Annotated in this window: 25 protein-coding genes and 3 tRNA genes; 12 read left to right on the top strand and 16 right to left on the bottom strand. The window is 58.9% G+C overall.

Annotated elements, in window-relative coordinates:
- Positions 1 to 103: 103 nt before the first annotated feature.
- Complete coding sequence (locus K7H21_RS05360) at positions 104 to 2,047, top strand: sigma-54-dependent Fis family transcriptional regulator (protein ID WP_223035644.1); 1,944 nt, start codon at positions 104 to 106, stop codon at positions 2,045 to 2,047.
- 97 nt (positions 2,048 to 2,144) lie between these two features.
- Positions 2,145 to 2,900, top strand: coding sequence for a flap endonuclease Xni (gene xni / locus K7H21_RS05355; RefSeq protein ID WP_004124395.1), 756 nt, complete (start codon positions 2,145 to 2,147; stop codon positions 2,898 to 2,900).
- A 167-nt stretch (positions 2,901 to 3,067) separates the two neighbouring features.
- Here xni and fucA read toward each other — a convergent pair whose 3' ends face one another.
- On the bottom strand, positions 3,068 to 3,715 hold the full coding sequence (gene fucA / locus K7H21_RS05350) for an L-fuculose-phosphate aldolase (protein WP_004124398.1): 648 nt from the start codon (positions 3,713 to 3,715) through the stop codon (positions 3,068 to 3,070).
- 559 nt (positions 3,716 to 4,274) lie between these two features.
- On the opposite strand from fucA, the gene fucP reads away from it, so the two are divergent.
- The 5 genes from fucP to fucR all read left to right on the top strand — a co-directional run bounded on the left by fucP (position 4,275) and on the right by fucR (position 10,096).
- A complete protein-coding gene (gene fucP / locus K7H21_RS05345; protein ID WP_004124401.1) occupies positions 4,275 to 5,585 on the top strand; it encodes an L-fucose:H+ symporter permease in 1,311 nt (436 codons plus the stop codon).
- A 31-nt stretch (positions 5,586 to 5,616) separates the two neighbouring features.
- A complete protein-coding gene (gene fucI / locus K7H21_RS05340) occupies positions 5,617 to 7,392 on the top strand; it encodes an L-fucose isomerase (RefSeq protein WP_049114096.1) in 1,776 nt (591 codons plus the stop codon).
- Positions 7,393 to 7,485: 93 nt separating this feature from the next.
- The gene (fucK, locus tag K7H21_RS05335) at positions 7,486 to 8,904 is read left to right on the top strand and encodes an L-fuculokinase (RefSeq protein WP_142445198.1); all 1,419 of its coding nucleotides are present in this window, start codon (positions 7,486 to 7,488) and stop codon (positions 8,902 to 8,904) included.
- A gap of 1 nt (position 8,905) precedes the next feature.
- Complete coding sequence (gene fucU / locus K7H21_RS05330; protein ID WP_142471577.1) at positions 8,906 to 9,328, top strand: L-fucose mutarotase; 423 nt, start codon at positions 8,906 to 8,908, stop codon at positions 9,326 to 9,328.
- 57 nt (positions 9,329 to 9,385) lie between these two features.
- Positions 9,386 to 10,096 (top strand): L-fucose operon activator, encoded by a 711-nt coding sequence (gene fucR / locus K7H21_RS05325; RefSeq protein ID WP_004124416.1) that lies wholly within the window; start codon positions 9,386 to 9,388, stop codon positions 10,094 to 10,096.
- Positions 10,097 to 10,302: 206 nt separating this feature from the next.
- Here fucR and rlmM read toward each other — a convergent pair whose 3' ends face one another.
- From rlmM to K7H21_RS05305, 4 genes are all read right to left on the bottom strand, one after another.
- On the bottom strand, positions 10,303 to 11,403 hold the full coding sequence (gene rlmM / locus K7H21_RS05320) for a 23S rRNA (cytidine(2498)-2'-O)-methyltransferase RlmM (RefSeq protein WP_004124420.1): 1,101 nt from the start codon (positions 11,401 to 11,403) through the stop codon (positions 10,303 to 10,305).
- The gene (locus tag K7H21_RS05315) at positions 11,396 to 11,791 is read right to left on the bottom strand and encodes a DUF423 domain-containing protein (RefSeq protein ID WP_004105073.1); all 396 of its coding nucleotides are present in this window, start codon (positions 11,789 to 11,791) and stop codon (positions 11,396 to 11,398) included. Before K7H21_RS05315 ends, rlmM begins: the two co-directional genes overlap by 8 nt.
- A gap of 19 nt (positions 11,792 to 11,810) precedes the next feature.
- Positions 11,811 to 12,728, bottom strand: coding sequence for a glycine cleavage system transcriptional regulator GcvA (gcvA, locus tag K7H21_RS05310; RefSeq protein WP_004124422.1), 918 nt, complete (start codon positions 12,726 to 12,728; stop codon positions 11,811 to 11,813).
- Between the two features lie 554 nt (positions 12,729 to 13,282).
- Complete coding sequence (locus K7H21_RS05305; protein ID WP_032742197.1) at positions 13,283 to 13,507, bottom strand: YgdI/YgdR family lipoprotein; 225 nt, start codon at positions 13,505 to 13,507, stop codon at positions 13,283 to 13,285.
- A 198-nt stretch (positions 13,508 to 13,705) separates the two neighbouring features.
- Between K7H21_RS05305 and csdA the strand changes: the two genes are divergently transcribed.
- Both csdA and csdE read left to right on the top strand, forming a co-directional pair.
- On the top strand, positions 13,706 to 14,911 hold the full coding sequence (csdA, locus tag K7H21_RS05300) for a cysteine desulfurase CsdA (RefSeq protein WP_123828864.1): 1,206 nt from the start codon (positions 13,706 to 13,708) through the stop codon (positions 14,909 to 14,911).
- Positions 14,911 to 15,348 (top strand): cysteine desulfurase sulfur acceptor subunit CsdE, encoded by a 438-nt coding sequence (gene csdE, locus K7H21_RS05295; protein ID WP_004124433.1) that lies wholly within the window; start codon positions 14,911 to 14,913, stop codon positions 15,346 to 15,348. The genes csdA and csdE overlap by 1 nt, the downstream gene beginning before the upstream one ends.
- A gap of 40 nt (positions 15,349 to 15,388) precedes the next feature.
- On the opposite strand, the gene tcdA is transcribed toward csdE, so the two are convergent.
- On the bottom strand, positions 15,389 to 16,198 hold the full coding sequence (gene tcdA / locus K7H21_RS05290) for a tRNA cyclic N6-threonylcarbamoyladenosine(37) synthase TcdA (protein ID WP_004124436.1): 810 nt from the start codon (positions 16,196 to 16,198) through the stop codon (positions 15,389 to 15,391).
- 105 nt (positions 16,199 to 16,303) lie between these two features.
- On the bottom strand, positions 16,304 to 17,401 hold the full coding sequence (gene mltA / locus K7H21_RS05285; RefSeq protein ID WP_004124438.1) for a murein transglycosylase A: 1,098 nt from the start codon (positions 17,399 to 17,401) through the stop codon (positions 16,304 to 16,306).
- 211 nt (positions 17,402 to 17,612) lie between these two features.
- On the opposite strand from mltA, the gene K7H21_RS05280 reads away from it, so the two are divergent.
- From K7H21_RS05280 to K7H21_RS05270, 3 genes are all read left to right on the top strand, one after another.
- Positions 17,613 to 17,689: transfer RNA gene (locus K7H21_RS05280), tRNA-Met, on the top strand.
- 47 nt (positions 17,690 to 17,736) lie between these two features.
- Positions 17,737 to 17,813: transfer RNA gene (locus tag K7H21_RS05275), tRNA-Met, on the top strand.
- A 44-nt stretch (positions 17,814 to 17,857) separates the two neighbouring features.
- A tRNA-Met gene (locus tag K7H21_RS05270) sits at positions 17,858 to 17,934 on the top strand.
- Between the two features lie 99 nt (positions 17,935 to 18,033).
- Here K7H21_RS05270 and cobT read toward each other — a convergent pair.
- The 9 genes from cobT to cbiK form a co-directional block, all read right to left on the bottom strand.
- Positions 18,034 to 19,089 (bottom strand): nicotinate-nucleotide--dimethylbenzimidazole phosphoribosyltransferase, encoded by a 1,056-nt coding sequence (cobT, locus tag K7H21_RS05265; protein WP_223035643.1) that lies wholly within the window; start codon positions 19,087 to 19,089, stop codon positions 18,034 to 18,036.
- 74 nt (positions 19,090 to 19,163) lie between these two features.
- Entirely contained in the window at positions 19,164 to 19,709 is a 546-nt protein-coding gene (gene cobU, locus K7H21_RS05260) for a bifunctional adenosylcobinamide kinase/adenosylcobinamide-phosphate guanylyltransferase (protein ID WP_004124443.1), read from the bottom strand.
- Positions 19,703 to 21,226: a cobyric acid synthase gene (locus K7H21_RS05255; RefSeq protein ID WP_049112537.1), complete on the bottom strand. Its 1,524-nt coding sequence runs from the start codon at positions 21,224 to 21,226 to the stop codon at positions 19,703 to 19,705. The genes cobU and K7H21_RS05255 overlap by 7 nt, the downstream gene beginning before the upstream one ends.
- Positions 21,223 to 22,038 carry an energy-coupling factor ABC transporter ATP-binding protein gene (locus K7H21_RS05250; protein WP_223035642.1) on the bottom strand — a complete coding sequence of 272 codons (816 nt, stop codon included), beginning with the start codon at positions 22,036 to 22,038 and terminating at the stop codon, positions 21,223 to 21,225. Before K7H21_RS05250 ends, K7H21_RS05255 begins: the two co-directional genes overlap by 4 nt.
- 8 nt (positions 22,039 to 22,046) lie before the next feature.
- Entirely contained in the window at positions 22,047 to 22,724 is a 678-nt protein-coding gene (locus K7H21_RS05245; protein ID WP_004124452.1) for an energy-coupling factor ABC transporter transmembrane protein, read from the bottom strand.
- Entirely contained in the window at positions 22,711 to 22,992 is a 282-nt protein-coding gene (locus K7H21_RS05240; protein WP_004124454.1) for an energy-coupling factor ABC transporter substrate-binding protein, read from the bottom strand. The genes K7H21_RS05245 and K7H21_RS05240 overlap by 14 nt, the downstream gene beginning before the upstream one ends.
- Before the next feature lies 1 nt (position 22,993).
- Positions 22,994 to 23,731, bottom strand: a complete 738-nt coding sequence (cbiM, locus tag K7H21_RS05235) for a cobalt ECF transporter S component CbiM (RefSeq protein ID WP_004124457.1) — start codon at positions 23,729 to 23,731, stop codon at positions 22,994 to 22,996.
- Positions 23,728 to 24,441, bottom strand: a complete 714-nt coding sequence (locus K7H21_RS05230; protein ID WP_223035641.1) for a cobalt-factor II C(20)-methyltransferase — start codon at positions 24,439 to 24,441, stop codon at positions 23,728 to 23,730. Before K7H21_RS05230 ends, cbiM begins: the two co-directional genes overlap by 4 nt.
- Positions 24,438 to 25,232, bottom strand: a complete 795-nt coding sequence (cbiK, locus tag K7H21_RS05225) for a sirohydrochlorin cobaltochelatase (RefSeq protein WP_004124462.1) — start codon at positions 25,230 to 25,232, stop codon at positions 24,438 to 24,440. The genes K7H21_RS05230 and cbiK overlap by 4 nt, the downstream gene beginning before the upstream one ends.
- Positions 25,233 to 25,234 lie beyond the last annotated feature (2 nt).

The following is a 25,234-nucleotide window of genomic DNA, read 5'->3' as shown; positions in this document are numbered from 1 at the left end:
ATGCGTTCGGACTGCGGCATTTGCAACAGACCGGCGAGTTAGCCCTCTGGTTTCCGTCCCCGGCACAGGATAACTTCAGGACATCAAAAGCCGGAGGTCAACCATGCTGAATCCTGAATTTCCACCCTCAACGCCCACGCTGATCGACCCGGCGTCGAAAGCTTTTCAGAGCCTGCTGGATAAACTGGCGCCAACAGAGGCGACCGTACTGATCGTCGGCGAAACCGGCACCGGTAAAGAGGTCGTCGCCCGCTACCTGCATCACCATAGCCCGCGCCGTCACCGGCCGTTCCTGGCCGTCAACTGCGGCGCGCTCAGCGAAAGCCTGGCGGAAGCGGAGCTGTTCGGCCATGAAAAAGGAGCGTTTACCGGCGCGGTACAAAGCCATCCCGGCTGGTTCGAAGCGGCGGAAGGCGGCACGCTGTTGCTCGATGAAATCGGCGAGCTTAGCCTGGCGCTCCAGGTGAAACTGCTGCGCGTCCTGCAGGAGCGCGAAATCACCCGCGTCGGCTCGCGCAAGGCCATTAAGGTCGATGTGCGGGTGATCGCCGCCACCCACGTGGATCTGATGCAGGCCATCCGCGAGCGTCGTTTCCGCGAAGACCTCTACTATCGACTGAATATCGCCATCGTGCCGCTGCCGCCGCTGCGCCAGCGTCGCCAGGATATTCCGGTGCTGGCGGACCATTTTCTCTCGCTCTACGCCCGCCGCTTAGGTCGCCCGGTTCGCCGTCTGGCCCCGGAGACGCTGGCAAGGCTGATGGCGTACCCCTGGCCGGGCAATATTCGCGAGCTGGAAAACACCCTGCATAACGCGGTATTGCTGAGTAAAGAAGAGGAGATCGGCCCCGCCCAGCTGCGGCTGACGACCCTGAACAACGAGCCCTCGGCAATTGGCGATAATGAACTCGACGATTTTATTCGTCGTCAGCTTTCCCTGCCGGGCGAACCGCTATGGGAAAGGGTCACCGGGGCGCTGATACGCGGCGCGATGGCCCACAGTGACGATAATCAAAGTCAGGCCGCGGCGCTGCTCGGTATCAGCCGCCACGCGCTGCGCACGCAGCTGGCAAATTTAGGCATCATTAAAAGCCGCCGCCGTCAGGAGCCCCGCTACAGCGCGGCGGTCAAAAAGATCTCTCGCGACCGGGAACTGCGTATCGGCTTCCAGCGCTTCGGCAATCTTGGCATCCTGAAAGCGCGGCAAAGTCTTGAGCAAGCTTTTGCCAGCCGCGGCGTCAGCGTGCTGTGGAGCGAGTTCCCCGCCGGGCCGCAGCTGCTGCACGCGCTAGCCTGCGATGAAATCGATTTTGGCACCACCGGCGAAGCGCCGCCGGTTTTCGCGCAGGCCAATAACAGCGAACTGGTCTACGTCGCCTGGGAACCACCCGCGCCGCAAAGCGTGGCGATGGTCGTCCCGCAGCACAGCGACATTCGCACCCTTACCGACCTGCGCGGCAAGCGTATCGCGCTGAATAAAGGTTCTAACGTGCACTGGTTGCTGCTGCATATCCTGGAAGAGGCCGGGCTGGGATTACATGACGTCAAAGTGGTCTATATACCGCCGAAATATCCACTGACCGCCAGCGATTACCTGGCTGTGGACGCCTGGATGATGTGGGATCCGCTGCTCAGCGACGCGGAATATAGCGGTGAATTACGGGTTGTCGCCAGCGGCGAGGGGCGCGTCAATAACCACCAGTTCTACCTGTCGCGCCGCGACTACGCCAGCCGCAATAGCGATATCATGCAGCGCCTGCTGGCGGAACTGACGCAGACCGGGCAGTTTATCGACCAGCATCGGGAGGAAGCCGTCGGACTGCTCTCCGCCGAGCAGGGGCTTAACGCCGCTTCTCTGGCCCGAGCCCTGGCGCGCCGCAGCCATCGACCGCGGCCAATGGATCTCCACGTGATTCGCGCCCAGCAAAGTATCGCCGATCGTTTTTACGCGCTGGGCCTGATCCACAAACCGGTGTCGGTACGCGAGGCGGTCTGGTACGGCGAGGCCACTCATGGCGATCCTCGCCTCCTGATGCACGTTGGTTAGCCCGAAACTGCGAGGCATCTTCCTGATTTTCCTGGTGCCAATAGCCTCATCCGCGCGGTGGTGTTACCCTAAAAGACGTTGAGAATAAGGGGGATCCGTGGCCGTTCATTTGCTAATCGTCGACGCACTTAATCTGATTCGCCGCATCCATGCGGTGCAGGGGTCACCCTGCGTCGATACCTGCCTGCATGCGCTCGAACAGCTGGTGGTTCATAGCCAGCCGACCCACGTGGTGGCGGTATTTGATGATGAAGACCGCGGCCACGGCTGGCGGCATCAGCGCCTGCCCGATTATAAAGCCGGGCGCGCGCCGATGCCGGAGACCCTCGAAGCGGAAATGCCGGCGCTGCGGGCGGCGTTTGAGCAGCGCGGGTTTCGCTGCTGGGCGCTCAGCGGCAGCGAAGCTGACGATCTCGCCGCGACCCTGGCGGTAAAGGTGGCGCAGGCCGGCCATCAGGCAACCATCGTTTCAACCGACAAAGGCTACTGCCAGCTGCTGTCGCCGACGATTCGCATCCGCGACTATTTCCAGAAGCGCTGGCTCGACGCGCCGTTTATCGCCAAAGAGTTTGGCGTGACGCCGGAGCAGCTGCCCGACTACTGGGGGCTGGCGGGCATCAGCAGCTCAAAGGTTCCCGGCGTGGCGGGGATTGGTCCAAAAAGCGCCGCCCAGCTATTAACCGATTTCCAGGATCTGGAAGGAATCTACGCGCGGCTGGCGGACGTGCCGGAGAAGTGGCGCAAGAAGCTGGAAGAACAGCAAGAGATGGCCTTCACCTGCCGGGAAATCGCACGTCTGCAAACCGATTTACAGCTGGACGGCAACCTGCAGCAGCTGCGGCTGGCCCGCTAGCGCTGGGGCTTCCCGGAGGCAATGCTGCGCATCTGTCCGGGCTACCGATCCGCAGACGGTGATGACCCAGTAGCCCCGGTAAGGCGCCAGCCGCCACCGGGGGAATAAGCGAAGCCGCACTGGATCTGTTTCCCGGAAGCCGTCGGCAGAAACCTTCGCTTACGGCATCACTCTTCGATACGCAATCCGTAGGTTTTGAATTTCTCCAGCACAACGGCGATGGCCTCATCATCAAGAACTGGCACCGGATCGATAATCGCCAGGGTACTGAGATAGAGCTGCGCCAGTACCTCAACTTCATGCGCCAGCCACAGGGCCTTTTCCAGATTCTCTTCACAAGCGATCAGTCCATGGTGCTGCAGCAGCGTCGCTTTACGATTTTTCAACGCCACGGCCACATGTTCAGACAGCTCGCGGGTACCGAACGTGGCGTATGGCGCGCAGGGGATAGAGTTGCCCCCCGCCGCCGCAATCATATAGTGAATGGCGGGAATGGGGCGATTGAGGATCGACACCGCCGTGCAGTGAACCGCGTGATTATGCACCACCGCGTGCGCGTCAGGGCGGGTCTGATAGGCCGCCAGATGAAAACGCCACTCGCTGGACGGCAGTTTACCCTGTTCGTGCTGGCCTTCGGCATCGATATACACAATATGCGCCTCCGTCAGCTTTTCGTATGGAATACCCGTCGGCGTGATCAGCATTCCCCCTTGATAACGCACGCTCACGTTGCCGGCGGTCCCCTGATTTAACCCCAGCCGGGTCATTTCCAGGCAGGTATCAATAATCTGCCGGGCCAGTCTATTTCGTTCCATTCTTTACCTCTCTTTATGATGCGCAATGCCACAACAGACGGCTCGTCGGATAAGACGCGCGACGCTGTTGAATAACTCGAATAATTGCCCATCATCTTCATACCGAATAATCAGAAAGGAATTTACATTCACCGGTTCTGTGATACCCCTCACTTATTTCAGGCTAAAAAAAGCGTTCTCTCGTTTTTGCCTGATAAAAAAATGCCCGTTCTTACTCATAGATTTAAAAACGGGCATTTTGCTGATAGTTTTAACAACTGACCGTTTTCTTTATTATAAATTAAATCGGGCATTCAACCTGTGGGTTTTAGAATTAACTTCCTCAAACGGTCATGTTTTTCTGATAATTAAAGTGATGATAATCACATAAAATCACCGAGGGGATGCTAAATGTGACCGTCATCATATTAAAAGGCGTTTTTAATTTGAAAATGCATTCATGAGTTCATTCCGTGATGTTTATTTCACTGTTGACGTCGCCGCAAGAGCTCACCTGATTATTGTGGTCTGGTGGGCATAAGCCGGCCGCTGAACACGCTTCTGAACCAATGAGGATGCTATGGGAAACACAACAATACAAACGCAGAGTTTTCGTGCGGTAGAGACAGGGAAAAGCAAGCGCTACATTATTCCCTTCGCCCTGCTGTGCTCGTTATTTTTTCTTTGGGCGGTCGCTAATAATCTCAACGATATTTTATTACCACAATTTCAACAAGCCTTTACGCTGACGAATTTTCAGGCCGGACTGATTCAATCCGCCTTTTATTTCGGCTATTTCGTTATCCCTATTCCGGCCGGAATCTTGATGAAAAAGTTAAGTTATAAAGCCGGTATTATTACCGGACTGTTCTTATATGCTTTTGGTGCCGCGCTATTCTGGCCCGCCGCCGAGGTCATGAATTACACCTTATTTCTGATTGGCCTGTTTATTATTGCTGCGGGCTTAGGGTGTTTAGAAACCGCGGCAAACCCGTTTGTTACCGTTTTAGGCCCAGAAAGCGGTGGTCACTTCCGGCTTAATCTTGCCCAGACCTTTAACTCGTTTGGCGCCATTATTGCGGTGGTTTTTGGGCAAAGTCTTATTTTGTCTAATGTGCCGCATCAATCGCAGGATGTGCTCGATAAAATGGCTCCGGAGCAGCTTAGCGCCTATAAGCACAGCCTGGTGCTCTCGGTGCAAACCCCGTATATGATCATCGTCGCGGTTGTCTTACTGGTCGCTCTGTTGATTATGTTGACCAAATTTCCGGCCCTGCAGAGCGACGACCATAGTGACGCCAACCAGAGTTCTTTCTCCGCTTCCCTTGCTCGCCTGGTCCGCGTTCGCCACTGGCGCTGGGCGGTGCTGGCGCAGTTCTGCTACGTTGGCGCGCAAACCGCCTGCTGGAGCTATCTGATTCGCTACGCTATCGAAGAAATCCCCGGTATGACGCCCGGTTTCGCCGCCAACTATCTGACCGGCACCATGGTGTGCTTCTTTATCGGCCGCTTCTCCGGTACCTGGCTCATCAGCCGCTTCGCGCCGCATAAAGTGCTGGCGGCCTACGCCCTGCTTTCCATGATCCTGTGCCTGATTTCCGCTTTCACCGGCGGCCACGTGGGTCTGCTGGCCCTGACGCTGTGCAGCGCTTTTATGTCCATTCAGTATCCGACCATCTTCTCGCTGGGCATCAAAAACCTGGGGCAGGACACCAAATACGGCTCCTCTTTTATCGTCATGACCATTATTGGCGGCGGGATCGTCACCCCGGTGATGGGCTTTGTCAGCGACGCCGCCGGCAATATTCCCACCGCGGAGCTGGTTCCGGCCCTGTGCTTTGCCGTCATCTTCATTTTCGCCCGTTTCCGTTCGCAAACGGCAGCTAACTAAACATTTATCCGAATAACGTGAGGAATCTGTAATGAAAAAAATCAGCTTACCGAAAATTGGCATTCGCCCGGTGATCGATGGACGCCGCATGGGAGTACGCGAGTCGCTGGAAGAACAAACCATGAACATGGCGAAAGCCACCGCCGCGCTGATCGCGGAAAAACTGCGTCACGCCTGCGGCGCGCAGATTGAGTGCGTCATCGCCGACAGCTGCATCGCGGGTATGGCGGAGTCCGCTGCCTGCGAGGAGAAATTCAGCAGCCAGAACGTCGGCGTCACCATTACCGTCACCCCGTGTTGGTGCTACGGCAGCGAAACTATCGATATGGATCCGCTGCGGCCAAAAGCCATCTGGGGCTTTAACGGCACCGAGCGCCCCGGCGCGGTTTACCTTGCGGCGGCGCTGGCGGCGCATAGCCAGAAGGGTATTCCGGCATTCTCCATTTATGGCCACGACGTACAGGACGCCGACGACACCACCATTCCGCCGGATGTCGAAGAAAAACTGCTGCGCTTTGCCCGCGCCGGCTTAGCGGTCGCCAGCATGAAGGGCAAAAGCTATCTTTCCGTCGGCGGCGTGTCGATGGGGATTGCCGGTTCTATCGTCGATCACAACTTCTTCGAGTCGTGGCTCGGTATGAAAGTGCAGGCGGTGGACATGACCGAACTGCGCCGCCGCATCGACCAGAAAATCTATGATGAAAGCGAGCTGGAAATGGCGCTGGCGTGGGCGGATAAAAACTTCCGCTACGGCGAAGACCAGAACGCGCAACAGTATAAGCGCAACGCCGAACAGAGCCGCGCGGTGCTGAAAGAGAGCCTGCTGATGGCGATGTGCATTCGCGACATGATGCAGGGCAACAGCAAGCTGGCGGAAAAAGGGCTGGTCGAAGAGTCGTTGGGCTATAACGCCATCGCTGCGGGTTTTCAGGGCCAGCGCCACTGGACCGATCAATACCCCAACGGCGATACCGCCGAAGCGCTGCTCAATAGCTCGTTCGACTGGAACGGCGTACGCGAACCCTTTGTCGTCGCCACGGAAAACGACAGCCTCAACGGCGTGGCAATGCTGATGGGCCACCAGTTGACCGGCACCGCTCAGGTATTTGCCGACGTGCGCACCTACTGGTCGCCGGAAGCGGTAGAACGCGTCACCGGCCAACCGCTCACCGGGCTGGCGGAGCACGGCATCATCCACCTGATCAACTCCGGTTCGGCGGCGCTGGACGGCGCCTGCAAACAGCGCGATGCGGAAGGCAAGCCAACCATGAAACCGCACTGGGAAATCAGCCAGCAGGAGGCCGACGCCTGCCTGGCGGCCACCGAATGGTGCCCGGCGATTCATGAATACTTCCGCGGCGGCGGCTTCTCCTCCCGCTTCCTGACCGAAGGCGGCGTGCCGTTCACCATGACCCGCGTGAATATCATCAAAGGTCTTGGCCCGGTACTGCAAATCGCCGAAGGCTGGAGCGTAGAGCTGCCGAAAGCGATGCATGACCAACTCGATGCCCGCACCAACTCCACCTGGCCCACAACCTGGTTTGCGCCGCGCCTGACCGGTAAAGGCCCGTTCTCCGACGTCTACTCGGTGATGGCGAACTGGGGCGCTAACCACGGCGTGCTGACCATCGGGCACGTCGGCGCCGACTTTATCACCCTGGCGTCGATGCTGCGGATCCCGGTCTGCATGCATAACGTAGAAGAGGCGAAAATTTATCGCCCCTCCAGTTGGTCTGCGCACGGTATGGATAGCGAAGGCCAGGATTACCGCGCCTGCGAGAACTACGGCCCGCTGTATAAACGTTAATGCGGCTTTGCCCGGTGGCGCAGGCTTACCGGGCCTACAGAACCGTAGGCCCGATAAGCGCGGCGCCATCCGGCGACGTTTATGGAGTTCACTATGAAAAAAGACGTCATCCTGGTCCTCGACTGCGGCGCCACCAACGTGCGGGCGATTGCGGTTGACCGCCAGGGGAACATTATCGCCCGCGCCGCAACGGCCAACGCCAGCGATATCGCCGTGGAGAACAGCGCATGGCACCAGTGGTCGCTGGAGGCGATCCTGCAACGTTTCGCCGAGTGCTGCCGGCAGATTAGCGATGCGCTCTCGTCCTGCACGGTTCGCGGCATCACGGTCACCACCTTCGGCGTCGACGGCGCGCTGGTGGATGAACAGGGCAAGCTGCTCTATCCGGTCATCAGCTGGAAATGTCCGCGTACCGCGGCGGTGATGGACAATATCGGCCGCTTTATGCCCGCGCAGCAGCTCCAGCAGATTGCCGGCGTCGGCGCATTTGCCTTCAACACCTTGTATAAGCTGATCTGGCTGAAAGAGAACCACCCGCAGCTGCTGGAGCAGGCCCATGCCTGGCTGTTCATCTCCTCGCTTCTCAACCAGCGTCTGACCGGGGAATTCACGACCGATATCACCATGGCGGGCACCAGCCAGATGCTGGATATCCACCAGCGGGATTTCAGCGCGCAGATCCTGCAGGCGACGGGGCTGCCGCGCCGCCTGTTTCCCCGGCTCGTTGAGGCGGGCCAGCAGATCGGCACGCTACAAAGCGATGCCGCGAAGATGCTGGGTTTAGCCGTCGGCATTCCGGTTATCTCCGCCGGACACGATACCCAGTTCGCGCTGTTTGGCGCGGGCGCGGAGCAGGATGAACCGGTGCTCTCTTCCGGCACCTGGGAAATCCTGATGGTGCGCAGCGCTCAGGTGAATACGCCGCTACTCAGCCACTACGCGGGATCCACCTGCGAGCTGGATAGCCAGCCGGGACGCTATAACCCCGGCATGCAGTGGCTGGCCTCCGGCGTGCTGGAATGGATACGCCAGCTGCTGTGGACGCCTGAAACGCCGTGGCAAACGTTGATTGAAGAGGCCCGCGCCCTCCCCGCCGGCGCTCAAAAAGTGAAGATGCAGTGCGACCTGCTATCCAGCCCAAATGCGGGCTGGCAGGGCATCACGCTGAATACCACTCGCGGTCACTTCTACCTCGCCGCGCTGGAGGGATTAGCCGAACAGCTGGCGAACAACCTACAAACGCTGCAAAAAATCGGTCACTTTAACGCCAGCGAGCTGCTGCTGGTCGGCGGCGGCAGCCGCAACGCGCTGTGGAATCAGATCAAGGCCAACAGGCTGGAGATCCCGATTAAAGTACTGGATGACGCCGAAACCACCGTCGCCGGCGCCGCCATGTTTGGCTGGTATGGCGTCGGTGAATTCAGCAGCCCGGAGCAGGCCAGAGCGCAGGTGAGCTATCAGTATCGCTATTTTTACCCGCAAACCGATCCCGAACTGATTGAGGGAGTATGAGATGCTAAAAACAATTTCCCCGTTAATATCGCCGGAGCTACTGAAAGTGCTGGCGGAAATGGGGCACGGAGATGAGATCGTCTTTTCCGATGCCCACTTCCCGGCGCACAGCATGGGGCCACAGGTCATTCGCGCCGACGGCCTGCAGGTCAGCGACCTGCTGCAGGCGATTATTCCGCTGTTTGAGTTAGACAGCTACGCTCCGCCGCTGGTAATGATGGCCGCCGTGACCGGCGACGTCCTCGATCCGCAGGTGGAAACCCGCTACCGCGAGGCGCTTTCCGGCCCCGCGCCCTGCCCGGATATCACGCGCATCGACCGTTTTGCTTTCTACGAGCGAGCGCAAAAAGCCTTTGCGATCGTTATCACAGGTGAGCGCGCTAAGTACGGGAATATTCTTTTAAAAAAAGGAGTAACGCCGTAATCTCATGCCGGAGCGCCCGTCTGATGCGGGCGCTCAGCGAACGCCAGGGTGAGAAAAATGAAAGCGGCACGACAGCAAGCGATACTAGACCTGCTCATTAACCATAACAGCCTGACCACCGAAGCCTTATCGCTGCAGCTTAACGTCAGCAGAGAAACCATCCGCCGCGATCTCAGCGAGCTCCAGTCCCAGGGAAAAGTGCTGCGTAACCACGGCCGGGCAAAAGTCATTCACCGGCAAAGCCGGGATAGCGGCGACCCTTTTCATATCCGTTTGAAAAGCCACTACGCGCACAAAGCGGATATCGCCCGCGAGGCGCTTGCGTGGATAGAAGAGGGGATGGTTATCGCCCTTGATGCCAGTTCCACCTGCTGGTATCTGGCCCGCCAGTTGCCTGATATCGACCTTCACGTCTTTACCAACAGCCAGCCAATTTGCCAGGAGCTCAGCAAGCGAGAGAACATTCAGCTCACCTGCTCCGGCGGTACGCTCCAGCGAAAATACGGCTGCTACGTCAGCGCGTCGCTTATCCCACAGCTCAAAGCGCTGGAGATCGACCTGTTCATTTTTTCCTGCGAGGGTATCGACAGCGAGGGCGCGCTCTGGGACTCAAACACGGTGAACGCCGAGTTCAAATCGCTGCTGCTCAAGCGGGCGTCGCAATCGTTATTGCTGATTGATAAGAGCAAATTTAATCGCTCAGGAGAGGCGCGGATCGGCCATCTGGATGATGTGACGCATATTGTTTCGGACGTGTCGCAGTCATAACGGCTATGGCAGCGCCGGATAGCGGCTTAGAGCCTATCCCAATAGGCGTTATTGGTGCAGTCAGTTTGAACACGGACAGCGCGGAAGAACCGGAGCGTACACGTAGTACGTGAGGATTCTGAGCACTGCCCAGGTTCAAAATGGCAAACAAAATAGCCCTAATGGGATAGGCTCTTAGTGCCCTATCCGGCCTACAAGCGGGCAAACTAGCGTTCGTCGCGGCGACCGCCGACGGCAGCCCACAGGCGGCGAACGTGAACCGTCACCTCTTCGCGATCGTGATACAGCTGGCGCGCCTGGATCTGCGCGTTGATACCGTGCTCGTCGAGCTGTTCCTGAATATAGGCCAGGTTACGCGATAGCTCTTCGTAGCGTTTTTTCATCGGCAGCTTCAGGTTAAAGATGGTTTCCCGGCACCAGCCGTTCACCAACCACTGCGCCATCAGCGCCGCCACTTTCGCCGGCTTCTCTACCATATCGCACACCATCCACGAGATGTTGCTGCGCGTTGGGCGATACTTGAAGCCATCTTCACGCAGCCAGGTCACCTGGCCGGTATCCATCAGGCTTTGCGCCATGGGGCCGTTATCCACCGAGGAGACCCACATATTGCGTTTCACCAGCTGATAGGTCCAACCGCCGGGGCAGGCGCCGAGATCCACCGCGTACATACCGTTCGCCAGACGCTCATCCCACTCATCCGCCGGGATAAAGACGTGAAACGCCTCTTCCAGCTTGAGAGTCGAACGGCTTGGCGCATCGGACGGGAACTTGAGGCGAGGAATGCCCATATAGAACGGCGAGTTGTTGTTAGACAACGAATAGCCGGTGTAGCAGCAGCCCGGCGCGATAAAGAACACGTGGACCACCGGACGTTTTGGCGTTTCATAGTTGGTCAGCACGCCCGCTTCGCGCAGCGCCGCGCGCAGCGGTACCGTAAACTTGCGGCAGAACTTCATCAGCTCTTTGCTTTCGTTGGTATCGGCCACTTCCACGCGCAGCTCGCCGCCCTTCTCCACCACGCCCTGCAGCATACCGACGATCGGGGAAATACGGTCTTCCGGCGGCAGGTCGCGCAGCAGTTCGCCAACCACAAACATCTGGCGGGCAAACACCAGCGAGCTGAACGGCAGTTCGCGCACCAGCTTTTCGCCGTCTTCGGCCTGATAGCACTCAAAAATCACATAGCCGGAGTCGTCTTTGACTCGGGCAAAACCAAACACCTCAAGGCGCGAGGCCTTATCGGTAATTTCTGCTGCGCACTCTTTCTCAAACCCAGGGCGACAATAGAGGACAACTTTATTCATGAACAACGCCCTTACGTTTCAGACGAATTGCACCAATTAACATTAATACCCAACCGGCGAGGAAGCAGACGCCCCCGACCGGCGTAACGAACGCCCACAGGCGTAAATGCGAGAGCGCCAGACAGTAGAGGCTGCCGCTAAAAAGAACGGTACCGAGCGCCATAAAGACGCTGCTCCAGTAAAACCAGATGCTGATCCGGCGCTGCATCGCCACCGCCAGGCCAAAGATCGCCAGCGTATGGAAAGCCTGATACTGCAGGCCGGTGTGGATCCAGCCCATTTCCGCAACGCCCATCGTTTTACTTAAAACATGCGCGCCAAAAGCGCCCAAAGCCACAAAGATAAAACCGCTTATCGCGGCGAAAATCAGCATAAAACGGCTGGTCATGTGTTTACCCTACGATGATTTATTGTTCATAACGAAAGCGAAATTTTTCTTGTTCATTAGCCGCTTTTGCCAGAATCCACTGGCGGAAGGCGGCTATTTTACCCAGTTCTGCCTGACTGTCATGACAAACGAGATAAAACGCATTCTTACTGACCAGAACATCATTAAACGGACAGACCAAACGGCCTGCCTCAATCTCGGACTGCGCCATCACATTGTTGGCCAGCGCGACCCCCTGTCCATGGATTGCCGCCTGCAGCACCATTGCGCTGTGGCTAAATATAGGTCCCTGTTGAACATTGATATGGTTTAGACCCAACTGACGGGTATAAGTTTGCCAGTCGCGGCGGGAAGCGTCGTGCAGCAGGGTATGTTGCGCCAGATCGGCAGGCATTTTCAACGCTTTATCACCGGTGAGTAACAGCGGGGAGCACACCGGGAGCAGATATTCGGCGTACAGTTTTTCCACCCGTAGCCCCGGCCAGTTGCCGCGGCCGTAAAAAATCGCCACGTCGACATCGTCGGCTAGCTTATCTTCCTGACGGTCCACGGCCTGGATTCTGACGTCGATTCCCGGATAAGCTGAGTTAAAGCTTGTGAGTCTCGGCACCAGCCACTGAATGGCAAAACTGGGCAGCATACTGACGGTTAAAGCCCCTTTTGCGCTTCGCGCCTGAAGCTTGCGGGTCGCTTCGGTGAGCTGCGAAAAAATCTCTTTGATATCCTGAAAATAGCTCTGCCCCTCCTCCGTTAAAAGAAGAGAACGATTGCGTCGACGGAACAGCTTGAGGCCGAGGAAATCCTCCAGAGACTTGATTTGGTGGCTGACTGCGGCCTGGGTCACAAAAAGCTCATCGGCGGCGCGAGTGAAGCTAAGATGACGGGCGGCAGCATCAAAAACACGTAATGCATTCAGAGGTGGCAAACGCTTGGACATAGTTATTCTGGCTTAGATGTTAAGGCAATTTAACAAACAGGAAACAATAGTTAACCTATTAGTTTTTTTTATCTGAGCTATTATAATTTGTCCGTTGAGCTTCTACCAGCAAATACCTATAGTGGCGGCACTTCCTGAGCCGGAACGAAGAGCTTTTTTTGGAATGCGTGTTCCAACAAGCTTTTGGCTTACGGTTGTGATGTTGTGTTGTTGTGTTTGCAATTGGTCCGGGTTTGCGGACCATGGTAGCTCAGCTACCCCTTTTCACTTCCTGTACATTTACCCTGTCTGTCCATAGTGATTTAATGTAGCACCGCACTGCGCGGTGCTTTTTTTTTGCCTGCTATACCCGTCATACTTCAAGTTGCATGTGCGTTGGCCTCGGATTACTCGGCCGATCCGTGGGCCTCACCCTGGCGGGCCGTCGCAAGCGACGTTCAAATCTGCTCCCGGCAGATTTGTCGTTCACTCCAGTCACTTACTCGATTAAGCTCCTGGGGTTCGCTCACTTGCCCCCTTCCTGCAACGCGAATTAATTAGGGTATATACGCTAATCACTTATCCAGCTCGCCCAACTGTTTGACGTCAGAACGGTTAATCTGCTGCTTGTTACCCCAGGCATCTTTGTACGAAATCATGCCAGTATCATTATCCGTTTGCGGTTTGCCGTCGGTCACGATGGTGCGCCCATCGTTGGTATGCATCACGTAGTTAGAGGAGCAGGCGCTCAGGCCAAAGGTCAGCACACAGGCAGTAATAATTGCGGCAGTCTTATTCATTTTCATCTTTCTCTCCTTTCGACTATTTATACTGTTTATGATTCGTTCTGTACCAGGTTAAAACGCAAACCCAACACTATTCAGCATAACTATCTTTTACCCACCCGAAGCCATATTCAGAAAATTCCAGTCGTTAGCACAAACCTTGTATCACCCGCCGATTTGCGCGACGATCCTGATATCGATACGAGGAATCTCATGAACGCATTCAACCCCGTCCAATTTCGCGCCCAGTTCCCGGCGCTGGCCGACGCCGGCGTCTATCTTGATAGCGCCGCGACCACCCTCAAACCGCTGGCGGTCATTGAGGCCAGCGACCAGTTCTATCGCCTTAGCGCCGGCAACGTCCATCGCAGCCAGTTCGCCGCCGCCCGGCAGCTAACCGAACGCTATGAGAACGCGCGCGAACGCGTGGCGGCGCTGCTTAATGCCCCATCCGGCGAAGATATCGTCTGGACGCGCGGCACCACCGAAGCCATTAATATGGTGGCGCAGAGCTACGTGCGCCCGCGTCTGAAACCCGGCGATGAGATTATCGTCAGCGAAGCGGAGCATCACGCTAACCTGGTGCCGTGGTTAATGGTTGCAGAGCAAACCGGCGCGCGGGTGGTGAAGCTGCCGCTGGCGGGCAACCGTCTGCCGGACGTAGCGGCGCTTGGCGCGCTCATCACGCCGCGCAGTCGGGTGCTGGCGATTGGCCAGATGTCCAACGTCACCGGCGGCTGCCCGGACCTGGCGCTGGCGATTCGCCAGGCTCGCGCTGCCGGGATGGTGGTGATGGTCGACGGCGCGCAGGGGGCGGTGCATTTCCCGGCGGACGTCCAGGCGCTGGATATCGACTTTTATGCTTTTTCCGGCCATAAGCTCTACGGGCCGACCGGCATCGGCGCGCTGTATGGCAAACGCGAACGGCTGGCGGAGATGTCGCCGTGGCTCGGCGGGGGAAAAATGATTACCGAAGTCACCTTCGACGGCTTCAAAACCCAGCCCGCCCCCTGGCGCTTCGAGGCCGGGACGCCCAATATCGCCGGGGTGATTGGCCTGAGCGCGGCGCTGGAGTGGCTGGAGGAGACGGATATCGCGCAGGCGGAAAACTGGTGCCGCAGTCTGGCCACGCTGGCGGAAGAGGAGCTGGCGAAACGTCCGGGATTCCGTTCGTTCCGCTGCCAGGGCGCCAGCCTGCTGGCGTTTGATTTTGACGGCGTTCACCATAGCGATATGGTGACGCTGCTGGCGGAATCGGGTATCGCGCTGCGCGCCGGTCAGCACTGCGCTCAGCCGCTGCTGGCGGCGCTTGGCGTCAGCGGCACGCTGCGGGCCTCCTTCGCGCCTTATAATACGCAAGACGACGTTTACGCGCTGGTGCACGCCGTTGACCGCGCTCTGGAAATTCTGGTGGACTAATGACGACTTCTCACCCTTTTGGAACCCGCATCACCGAGGCATTTCTACGGCAGACCTTTACTCCGCTCAGCCAGTGGGAGGATAAATACCGCCAGCTGATTTTACTGGGCAAGCAGCTTCCCGCCCTGCCGGACGACCAGAAAGCGCGGGCCAAAGAGATTGCCGGGTGTGAAAACCGCGTCTGGCTGGGCTATTCCGTCGATGCCGAGGGCAAGCTGCATTTCTTCGGCGATAGCGAAGGCCGTATCGTGCGCGGCATGCTGGCGGTGCTGTTGACCGCCGTTGAAGGCAAAAGCGCCGCCGAGCTGCTGGCGCAGGATCCGCTGGCGCTGTTTGATGCGCTGGGGATGCGCGGCCAACTGAGCGCCTCGCGCAGCCAGGGGCTCAGCGCCCTGAGCGAGGCAGTACTCGCCGCCGCCCGCGAGGTTGAGGTTTAAGCTCATCCCGGGGGCGGCGCCTGCGCCGCGACCCGGGAATTTACGCCGTCAGCCGCTCCGCCTTCGCCAGCATTTTCTTCAGCGCGTGGGAGACGGCGACAAAACCAAAGGTCGCAGTCACCATCGTCGCGGCGCCAAAACCGGATGCGCAATCCATTCGCTTCGGCCCCTCAGCGGTGCTTTTCATCGCGCACACGCTGCCGTCCGCCTGCGGATAAACCAGCGCTTCGGTGGAAAACACGCAATCCACGCCGAGCTTACCTTTGCTGTTCTTCACCACCCCGAACTGGCTCTTCAAACGCTCGCGCAACTTTGCCGCCAGCGGATCCTGGATGGTTTTCGCCAGATCGGCGACCTGAATTTGCGTCGGATCGATTTGCCCGCCCGCGCCGCCGGTGGTCACCAGCGGAACCTTATGGCGACGACAGTAAGCGATCAGCGCCGCTTTCGGGCGCACGCTGTCGATGGCGTCAATCACGTAGCTAAAACCAACTCCAAGATACTCCGCGACGTTTTCCGGGGTGATGAAATCGTCCACCACCGTGACCCGGCACTCGGGGTTGATCAGGCGAATGCGCTCCGCCATCACCTCGGCTTTCGCCAGGCCAACGTTACCGCCAAGCGCGTGGATCTGGCGGTTGGTGTTGGTCACGCAGACGTCATCCATATCGATGAGGGTTATCGCGCCAATCCCGGTTCTCGCCAGCGCTTCCGCCGCCCAGGAGCCCACGCCGCCGATGCCGACCACGCAGACGTGCGCATCGGCAAAACATTGCAGCGCCTTTTCACCATATAAACGCGCCGTGCCGCCAAAACGCTGGCGCCAGGCATCGCTGATTACAACAGACATAAAACCTCAGAATAAGTGGATATTCCCGGGCCGCGGCGCAAGCGCCTTACCCGGGCTACCGTAGCCCCGGTAAGCGCAGCGCGACCGGGGAAAAGAACGTGAGTACTAGCCGCTAAAGACGTTGCCCGCGCCCGGCGCGTTTTTCAGCACCCATACGCGGCCATAGTGGTTATACCAACCGGCACGGTGTCCGGCATCCGGACCAATGCCCTGGTAAATATCGAAGTGCTGGCCTTTAATCGCGCCGCCAACGTCGAGGGCCACCATTAAACGCAGCTCGTACTGGCCGTTGAACTTACCGTTATTGTCCAGCAGCGGCACTTCCGCCAGCAGCGTGGTGCCAGCAGGAACAATGGAACGGTCGGAGGCCACCGACGCGCGGCCAATCAGCGGCACCGCGCTGGCGCCTTTCACCGGCGCAAAGGACTGCGGTTTAAAGAAGACGAACGACGGGTTCTGCTCCAGCAATTCACGAACCTCCGCCTCGCTGTGCTTTTCGCCCCATTCGCGGATCGCCTGCATCGACATATCTTCGCGCTTCACTTCGCCGCGGTCGATCAGCACTTTACCGATGCTGTAATATGGCCAGCCGTTTTTCCCGGCATAGCTGAAGAAGTTCAGCGGCGAACCGTCGCCAAAGTCAATGTAGCCGCTACCCTGCACGTCCATGATGAAATTATCCATCAGCGAGTTGCTGTAGGCCAGGATGTAGTTGTCGCTCAGAGCGCCGGCGTAGATGCTGGCGCGGGACGGCAGCTTGCCGCGCTTCGGCGGCATCCGGTAAATCGGATACTGGAACTCGCCCTGGCGAGTATGACGCGCCTGCACCACCGGCGTGTAGTAGCCGGTAAACTGAACGTTACCGTAGTTATCCGTCCCCTGCATCTGCCAGGCGTCGATACCAAACTGGCTCAGCGTGCGAGTGTCACCGCCGGAACGCAGCCACTCCTGAATCGCATTGTAGACGTTGCTCTGGCTGGTGTAGAGACGCGGAGAGGCGCTACGAATCTGTCTTACCTGCTCGGAGAAGTCGCCGGCGTTAATCGGCGAGCCGACCGCATCAGGTTGGTTAACCAGCGAAAACGGCTGGGTGAGTTTACCTTCATTATACTGCTGACCGCGATCGGTCGGTTTTGAGGAACAGGCGGCCAGCATTGCCAGCATCGCGCCTGTTACTGCATATTTTGCCCAACGTCCTTTCATGGTATCTCTTCTTTATGCTGCTAAGCCCGGGTGCGTGATGAAGATAACAAACCGCCAGGGCTAATGAAATGCGCTTAGGCACCGCAAAGGCAGTTTTGCGCAAAAAACAAGCGGGAAGTGCTTCTGTATGCACCATTTTTTACAAAATCGACGATTTCTGTCAAAAAGGGTTGCATCAAAACGTTAGCGGAGTATAGTGCGCTTCCACGGACGCGGGGTGGAGCAGCCTGGTAGCTCGTCGGGCTCATAACCCGAAGGTCGTCAGTTCAAATCTGGCCCCCGCAACCAATTAAAATCAGAGAAGTAACGTTACTCGATGGAAGAGTAATGACGGACGCGGGGTGGAGCAGCCTGGTAGCTCGTCGGGCTCATAACCCGAAGGTCGTCGGTTCAAATCCGGCCCCCGCAACCAATTAAAATCTGATGCAAGTTTACTCGATGAAGAGTAAAGACGGACGCGGGGTGGAGCAGCCTGGTAGCTCGTCGGGCTCATAACCCGAAGGTCGTCGGTTCAAATCCGGCCCCCGCAACCAACATCATAAACACCCTCAAGGGTGTTTTTTTGTTTCTGCGTTCCGCAAAATCTTCCATGTGATTCAGGGAACGGCGCAGCGCCGCTCCCCAGCCCTTTCTCAGCCCTTCGGCAACACAATATTGCTCGCCGCCAGCATGCCCATCTCGTGGTACATCGCGCAGGCTGCTTCAACGATCGGCATCGCCAGCGCCGCGCCGCTGCCTTCGCCCAGGCGCATTCCCATATTCAGGTAGGGCTCCAGTTCGAGATGCATCAGCGCCGTACGCGCGCCCTTCTCTGCCGAATAGTGGGACGGGATCAGATAGGGTTTCACTTCCGGCGCAATTCGGCACGCCGCCAGCGCCGCCGCGTAGGAGAGAAAGCCATCGAGCACCACCGGCAGGCCGCAGGAGGCCGCGCCCAGCATCACGCCCGTCATCCCCAATAAATCAAAACCGCCCACTTTCGCCAGTACATCCAGGCCATCATTCGGGTCGGGTCGATTGACGGCAATTGCCCGACGCACCACCTCCACTTTGTTAGCGACTTTCGCCAACGGCAGATTAGCGCCAATCCCGACCACCTCCTGGGCATCGCTACCGGTCAGAACGCTGACAATCGCCGCCGCCGGGGTGGTATTGGCCATTCCGAGCTCCCCGACGCCAAACAGCGTGACGCCATCCTGCGCCAGCCCTCGCGTATAGCGCATCACCTCCAGCAGCAGCTCTTCCGCCTGGCCGCGGCGCATTGCCGGACCGACGGCGATATTGCCGCAGCCGCGCGCCACGCGCATGTTGATAACGCCCGGAATCAGCTCGGCATCGATCCCGACATCAATCACGTGCACCTTCGCACCCGCCTGTGCCGCCAGTACGCAAACGCCGGTTTTGCCCAGCGTCATATTCGCCGCCTGAATCGCGGTCACCGCTTTTGGCGAGATGGCGACCCCTTCGTCCCACACGCCGTGGTCGGCGCACATCACCAGCAACGCCTTCTTTTTCACCTGCGGGACGCCGTCAAGGCCAGGCATGCCCGCCAGCTGCACGGCAAGATCTTCAAGGCGTCCAAGGCTTCCGGGCGGCTTCAGCAGACCATCAATATGAAGCCGGGCGCACGCCATCGCTTTTTCATCAGGCGCAGGGATCGCACTCAGTAGAGAGGTTAAGCTTTGCATAGAGGTTCTCGTCATGTTGGCTGGCTCAGGGCAGAGCCAGCAAGAAGAATAACGCCCGGTACGGCGCGCCTGATTTACTTGATTTTCACACCAATGCCCGACACCACCAGCCAGACCTCGTCCGCCGCCGCCGCCAGGCGCTGATTGACGCGCCCGGCGATGTCGCGGAAATGGCGGGCCAGACGATTCTCCGGCACAATCCCCATTCCCACTTCGTTGGTCACCAGCACCACGCGGGCCGGACAGCGCTGGCAGGCGGCGATCAGGACGTCGATTTCGGCGTCGATCGCCCGCTCCATCGCCGCATAATCCCAATCGTCCGGCGCGCTGTCGCCGCCCAGCGCAAACAGCAGGTTGGTCACCATGGTGGTAATGCATTCCAGCAAAATCGCCTCTTCCGGGGCGATATCCGGCGTTATCAGCTCATCAAGCTGCCGCCAGCGCTCGGCGGTGCGCCAGTGTGCGGGCCTGCCATCGCGGTGGTGCTGGATCCTCGCCGCCATCTCGTCATCAAAGATCTGTGAGGTAGCGATGTACAGTACCTGCGGCGCATGGGCGATCAGCGCTTCGGCATGACGGCTTTTACCGCTGCGCGCCCCGCCGGTGACTAAAGTCAGCATACGGGCTCCTGATGTTGACGCATGATGGCGTAGATTTTTTCGATATCGATATGCTGGCGCATCGCGTCGGCCAGCAGATCGAACTGGCGGGATTTATACTGCGCATATTCGACATCGCTATCCAGCGCCGCCAGCCCTTTACGCTGGCGCAGGCCGTTAACCAGCGCGCGGGTAAATTCATCGCTATCAAACAGGCCGTGCAGATAGGTGCCAAACGCCAGGCCGTCATCACTGACCGCGCCGTCCGCTACGCTCAGCCCATTTTTATGGAGTTGCATCAGCGAACGGCAGCCATCGCGCAGCTCAGTTTCGCCCATATGGATCTCATAGCCGCGTACGGCCAGCCCCGCCGTTGCCGCCAGCCACGCCGGCAGCCCTGGAGCGAGGGTCGCCCTCACCTGGGTGGTCGTTTTGCTGTGCGCAAAGTGGGTGACGGTATTGAGCAAACCCAGCCCCGGCTGCGTGCCAAGCCCCGACTCCACCTCATCGATAATGGTTTCGCCGAGCATCTGGTAGCCGCCGCAGATCCCCAGCACCGGTACGCCCCGATGCCGGGCCTGCAGCACCGCGTGCGCCATGCCGCTCTCGCGCAGCCAGCCCAGGTCGCCAAGCGTATTTTTACTGCCCGGCAGGATCACCATATCCACGCCCGCCAGTTCCTGCGGCTGGCGAACATAGCGGACGCGGACGTCCGGCTGCGCCGCCAGCGCGTTGAAATCGGTAAAATTGGCGATGTGCGGCAGCTGAACCACGGCAATCTCAATGTCGCGCCTGTCGGTGCGCAGATATTTGCCCTTTTGCAGCGCGACGCCGTCCTCATCTTCGAGATCGACGTCCAGCCACGGCATCACGCCGAGTACAGGGACGCCGGTGAGCGCTTCTATCTGCTCGATCCCGGAATATAGCAGCGCCACGTCGCCGCGAAATTTATTGATAATCACCCCTTTGACCCGCGCGCGCTCGTGGTCGTGCAGCAGCGCGAGGGTGCCGTAGATAGAGGCGAATACGCCGCCGCGATCGATATCGGCCACGAGGATCACCGGGCACTGGGCCATCTCGGCCATGCCCATATTGACGATGTCGCGATCGCGCAGGTTGATCTCCGCCGGGCTGCCCGCCCCTTCCAGCACCAGCACGTCATGTTCGGCGGCCAGGCTATGATAGACCGCGAGGATCTGTTCGCGCAGGCGCGGCTTGTATTCGTGATAGCTCACCGCGTCCATATCGGTCGCCACCTTGCCCATCAGCACCACCTGCGCTTTGCGGTCGCTGGTCGGCTTAAGCAGCACCGGGTTCATGCGCACGTCCGGCGCGATCCCCGCCGCTTCGGCCTGGAAAATCTGCGCGCGGCCCATCTCTTTGCCATCCGGCGTAATACCGGAATTGAGCGCCATATTCTGCGATTTAAACGGCGCGGTGCGCTGCCCGTCCTGATAAAAAATACGACACAGCCCAGCGACCAGCACGCTTTTACCGACGTCGGAAGCGGTGCCCTGTAACATAATTGCCAGCGTCATGACGCCTCCTTCATCGCGTTGCTTCGCATCCGCGTAAAAAATTCTTCTTCGGTTTTACACAGCGGCAGCCCGAGCTGCGCGTGCAGCTTCACCAGCCACGGCTGGGTTAGCCCGGCCTGGGCCATCAGTTCGCTGCGGGCAAACACCTCGCTGGGTTCGCCATGCGCCAGCACTTCGCCGCGGCGTAACACGTAAACCGCATCACTGACTTCATAGATCAGATCGATATCATGGCTGGAGATCGCCACGTGGTTGCCCCGATCGGCAATACGCTTAATGATGTCGATCATCTGCGCGCGTCCCGAAGGATCGAGCCCTGCCGTAGGCTCGTCGAGCAGTAAATAGCGCGCCTGCAGCACCAGCGCGCCGGCTATCGCCACGCGCTTTTTCTGCCCGTGGCTCAGGCACTGAATCGGCTGGTGACGAAACCCCTGGGCATCGACGAGAGTCAGGGCATCGTCCACCCGGCGGGCAATTTCCTCTTCCGCAACTCCCAGGTTACGCAGGCTAAAGGCGATATCGCTGTCGATATCGGTATAGAAAATCTGCTGGTCCGGGTCCTGGAAAACGGTCGCCACCTGCTGACGCAGCGCCAGCAGGCCGCGCTTGCTGTAGTCCAGCGGATTTCCCTGCCACAGCACCGCCCCGCTCTGCGGGCGCAGCAGACCGCTCAGGTTCATAAACAGCGTCGATTTTCCGCAGCCGTTCGCCCCCACCAGTCCGGTCACCGCGTGATGGGAAAAATCCAGCGTCAGCCCCTTCAGCACCGGCTCGTCCTGATAGCGAAACCAGAGATCGGTCGTGGCAAGCATACTTATCCTTAGAGGTGAAAATCACCCTGATACAATTTGATATCCAGCGTTGTGCTCATCTGCTGGTAGCGGATCATCACCCGGGTAAACAGCAGCCCTACAAGCATCGCCAGCGAACGATAGCCCTTCGGCACGCTACGGTAGCCAAAACGTAATGTTTGCGCACGGTGAATCGCCAGCGCTTCGTCTAACAGAATAAAAATAAAGCGCCAGGTCAGCAGGATTTGCTCGGTCAGCAGCCGCGGCACCCGCCCGCGCTTGAGCAGCACAATAAGCTGCGGGAACGGCAGATTCAGCACCAGCCAGAAGGTGGACGCCAGCGCCGCCAGGCTGCGCCAGAAGGTCTGATTGGCGGTCGTCAGCCCCTCCGACGTGATGCCCAGCCAGACGCTGCCCAGCGGCAGGCTCACCAGCAGATCCTGCGGATCGCGGCTGACGCTTAACAGAATGGTCAGCACGCCGATCAGTAGGAAGCCAAACGGCAGCGCCATCCAGCGGCACCAGCGCCACGGCGAGACCCGCAGCAGCCAGCAGGTTAAGGCGGCAATCAACGCCATTTCGATACCCTGCCCCAGCGGGGGCAGGGTAAAGGCCAGTCCCATCAGCAGCAGCCAGAACAGGAACTTGCGCTCCGGCGCGACGTGAAACCAGCGGCTCTGATAGCTAAGTCGGTCAAACCCGGTCATCACGGCGCTGTCTGCCTTTGCTGTAGCCCAGAATATAGAATATCACCGCCGCGCCAAGCGAGCCCTGGAGCGTAAACAGCAGGCTCTCAATCTCCCCGCTTGCCGGTTCATACAGCGGCTGGAACCACGGCTCATAATGCGGCGCGACCACCTGAATCTGGCTCTCCGCCTCGCCGTCCGAGCCGCCAAACTCGCCGCCGTGATTGATAAAGAACGGTAGGATCACCAGCGCCACCACCATGGCTAACAATATCAGCGTCTTTTTCATGTTAATGCCCCTGTGCGGTAATCAGCTGACGTTTGGTCAACTGGTCGTAGATCATGACGGTTAACAGCCCTTCAGCAATGGCGATCGGGATCTGGGTCAGGCAGAAGATCCCCATAAACTTAACGATCGATCCGGTCGCGCCGGCGGTCGGATCCGGGAAGGCCACGCCGAGCTGGACCGAGGTGACAAAGTAAGTCACCAGATCCGCCAGCATGGCGCAGAGAAATACCCCGACATCGCGACGAATGCCCGCGCGGCAGGCCATTTTCCACACCATATAGCCGACCACCGGCCCGATGACCGCCATCGACATGCCGTTCGCGCCGAGCGTTGTCAGCCCGCCGTGCGCCAGCAGCAGCGCCTGGAACAGCAGCACAATGGCGCCAAGGATCGCCACCACGCCAGGCCCGAAGAGAATCACCGCCAGGCCGACGCCGGTCGGGTGCGAGCAGCTGCCGGTAACGGAAGGAATTTTCAGCGCCGAGAGGACAAAAATAAACGCCCCGCACAGCGCCAGCAGCACCTTCTGGTTGTTATCTTCCTGCACGATGCGGCGCAGGCGCACCAGCCCGTACCACAGGCAGGGTAAAAACAGCAGCCACCACGCCAGGGCCCACATCGGCGGTAAAAACCCCTCCATGATGTGCATCGCGAAAGCCTTTTCGGGCACCACTATCAGCAATAGCGCTGCAGCTAACCCGCTGAAAGACAGCTGTTTTAGCTGTTGTTCAAGTTTCATTCTGCATACTCCCACTGTTTGTTGACCAGAATGGTCGAGAAATAGGGCAGCGGCTGGTCGTCGCTGACTTCAGCCAAATGACGCCAGCACTGCTCGCCCGGCAGCGTGGCTTCGGACATCATCAGGGCGGCATCCAGCAGGCCATTTTTCGCCAGCAGCGCTTTAATGCGGGTAAAGCGTCCGTAGACTTTCATCAGCACCAGGCTTTCATGCCGGCGCAGCGCCTGTTCGATTTCCGTTTCCGGCGCGGTGCAGGAGATCACCGCCAGCGACTGCTGCTCCATGGCCAGCGGCGTTTTTGAACGCGCGGCAATGGCGGCGAAAGAGGTGACGCCGGGTACAATCTCCAGCCACTCCGGGCAGCCGATGCGCTGGAGTAAGAACACCCAGGTGCTGAACAGCATGGCGTCGCCGAGGGTAATAAAGCCGACCTGCTTGCCCGCCGCCACTTCCTCAACTAGCGCGGCGGCGACCTCGTCCCACACCGCTTCTTTTTCCGCACTGTCGGCGCTCATCGGGAAATGGCAGCAGCGCACTTCAGTCTGCTCGCCGATATATTCACGCACGATGGAGAGCGCGAGGCTGTCGCCGCCTTTACGTCCGGCGGGCGCGTAGAGAATGTCCAGCGTGCCCAGCACGCGCGCCGCGCGCACGGTGATCAGATCGGCGGCGCCGGGGCCGGTGCTCAGGGCATACAGTTTGCCGCTCATGCCGCCTCCTCCATCGCCAGGCTCAGCGCCTGCTGCAGGTGAGCGACGAACATCGCGCGCACCGCCGGATTCTCTCCCAGCCCGTTCAGCCACGGCGTCGCCGTGATACCGGCGGCGTTGAACAGCGTTTTCCAGGAATCCTCTTCGTCCGAGGCCATATCGTTAATGGCGTGATCGCCGGCCACCAGCATCAGCGGCATCAGGTGCACGCCCTTCACCCCCTGCCGGCGCAGGCTGTCGATAAGAATATCGACCTCCGGATAGCTTTCGACCGCGCCGACCCGCGCCGGAAATCCCTTCGCCGTCATCATATGGTCCAGGCAGGCGTAGGCGGCGAAAGCGTGATGGCTGGCGCCGTGGCCCATAAAGACTACCGTTTCATCGGCGGCAAGCGGCGGCATCTGCTGGCGCAGCGCCTGCATCAGCTGAACGTAATCGTTATGGCTGCTCAGCAGCGGCGCCCCCAGCGTCAGGCGGAGGAACAGCGGGCGCAGGCTCTGCACTTCGCGGACGATCTTTTCATACTCATCGCCGTTGATAATGTGCAGCGACTGAATCGCCACATCCTGGTAGCCCTGCTCGGCCAGCTTCTGCAACGCCTGCAGCGGCGTATCAATCTCGATACCGTCGCGCTGTTTGAGCTTGCGGATAATCATCCCGGAGGTAAAGGCGCGAAACATGTCGCGGTCCGGGCAGCTGGCCGCCAGCTCGCGCTCGCAGGCGACGATGTTCTTTTCACAGGTGTCGGGATAGCTGGTGCCAAAACTGACCACCAGAAGCGCTTTTTTCATTT

The organism is Klebsiella sp. CTHL.F3a, assembly GCF_019890895.1.
Lineage (GTDB): Bacteria > Pseudomonadota > Gammaproteobacteria > Enterobacterales > Enterobacteriaceae > Klebsiella > Klebsiella grimontii.
This window is presented reverse-complemented; position numbering and strand designations above follow the sequence as displayed.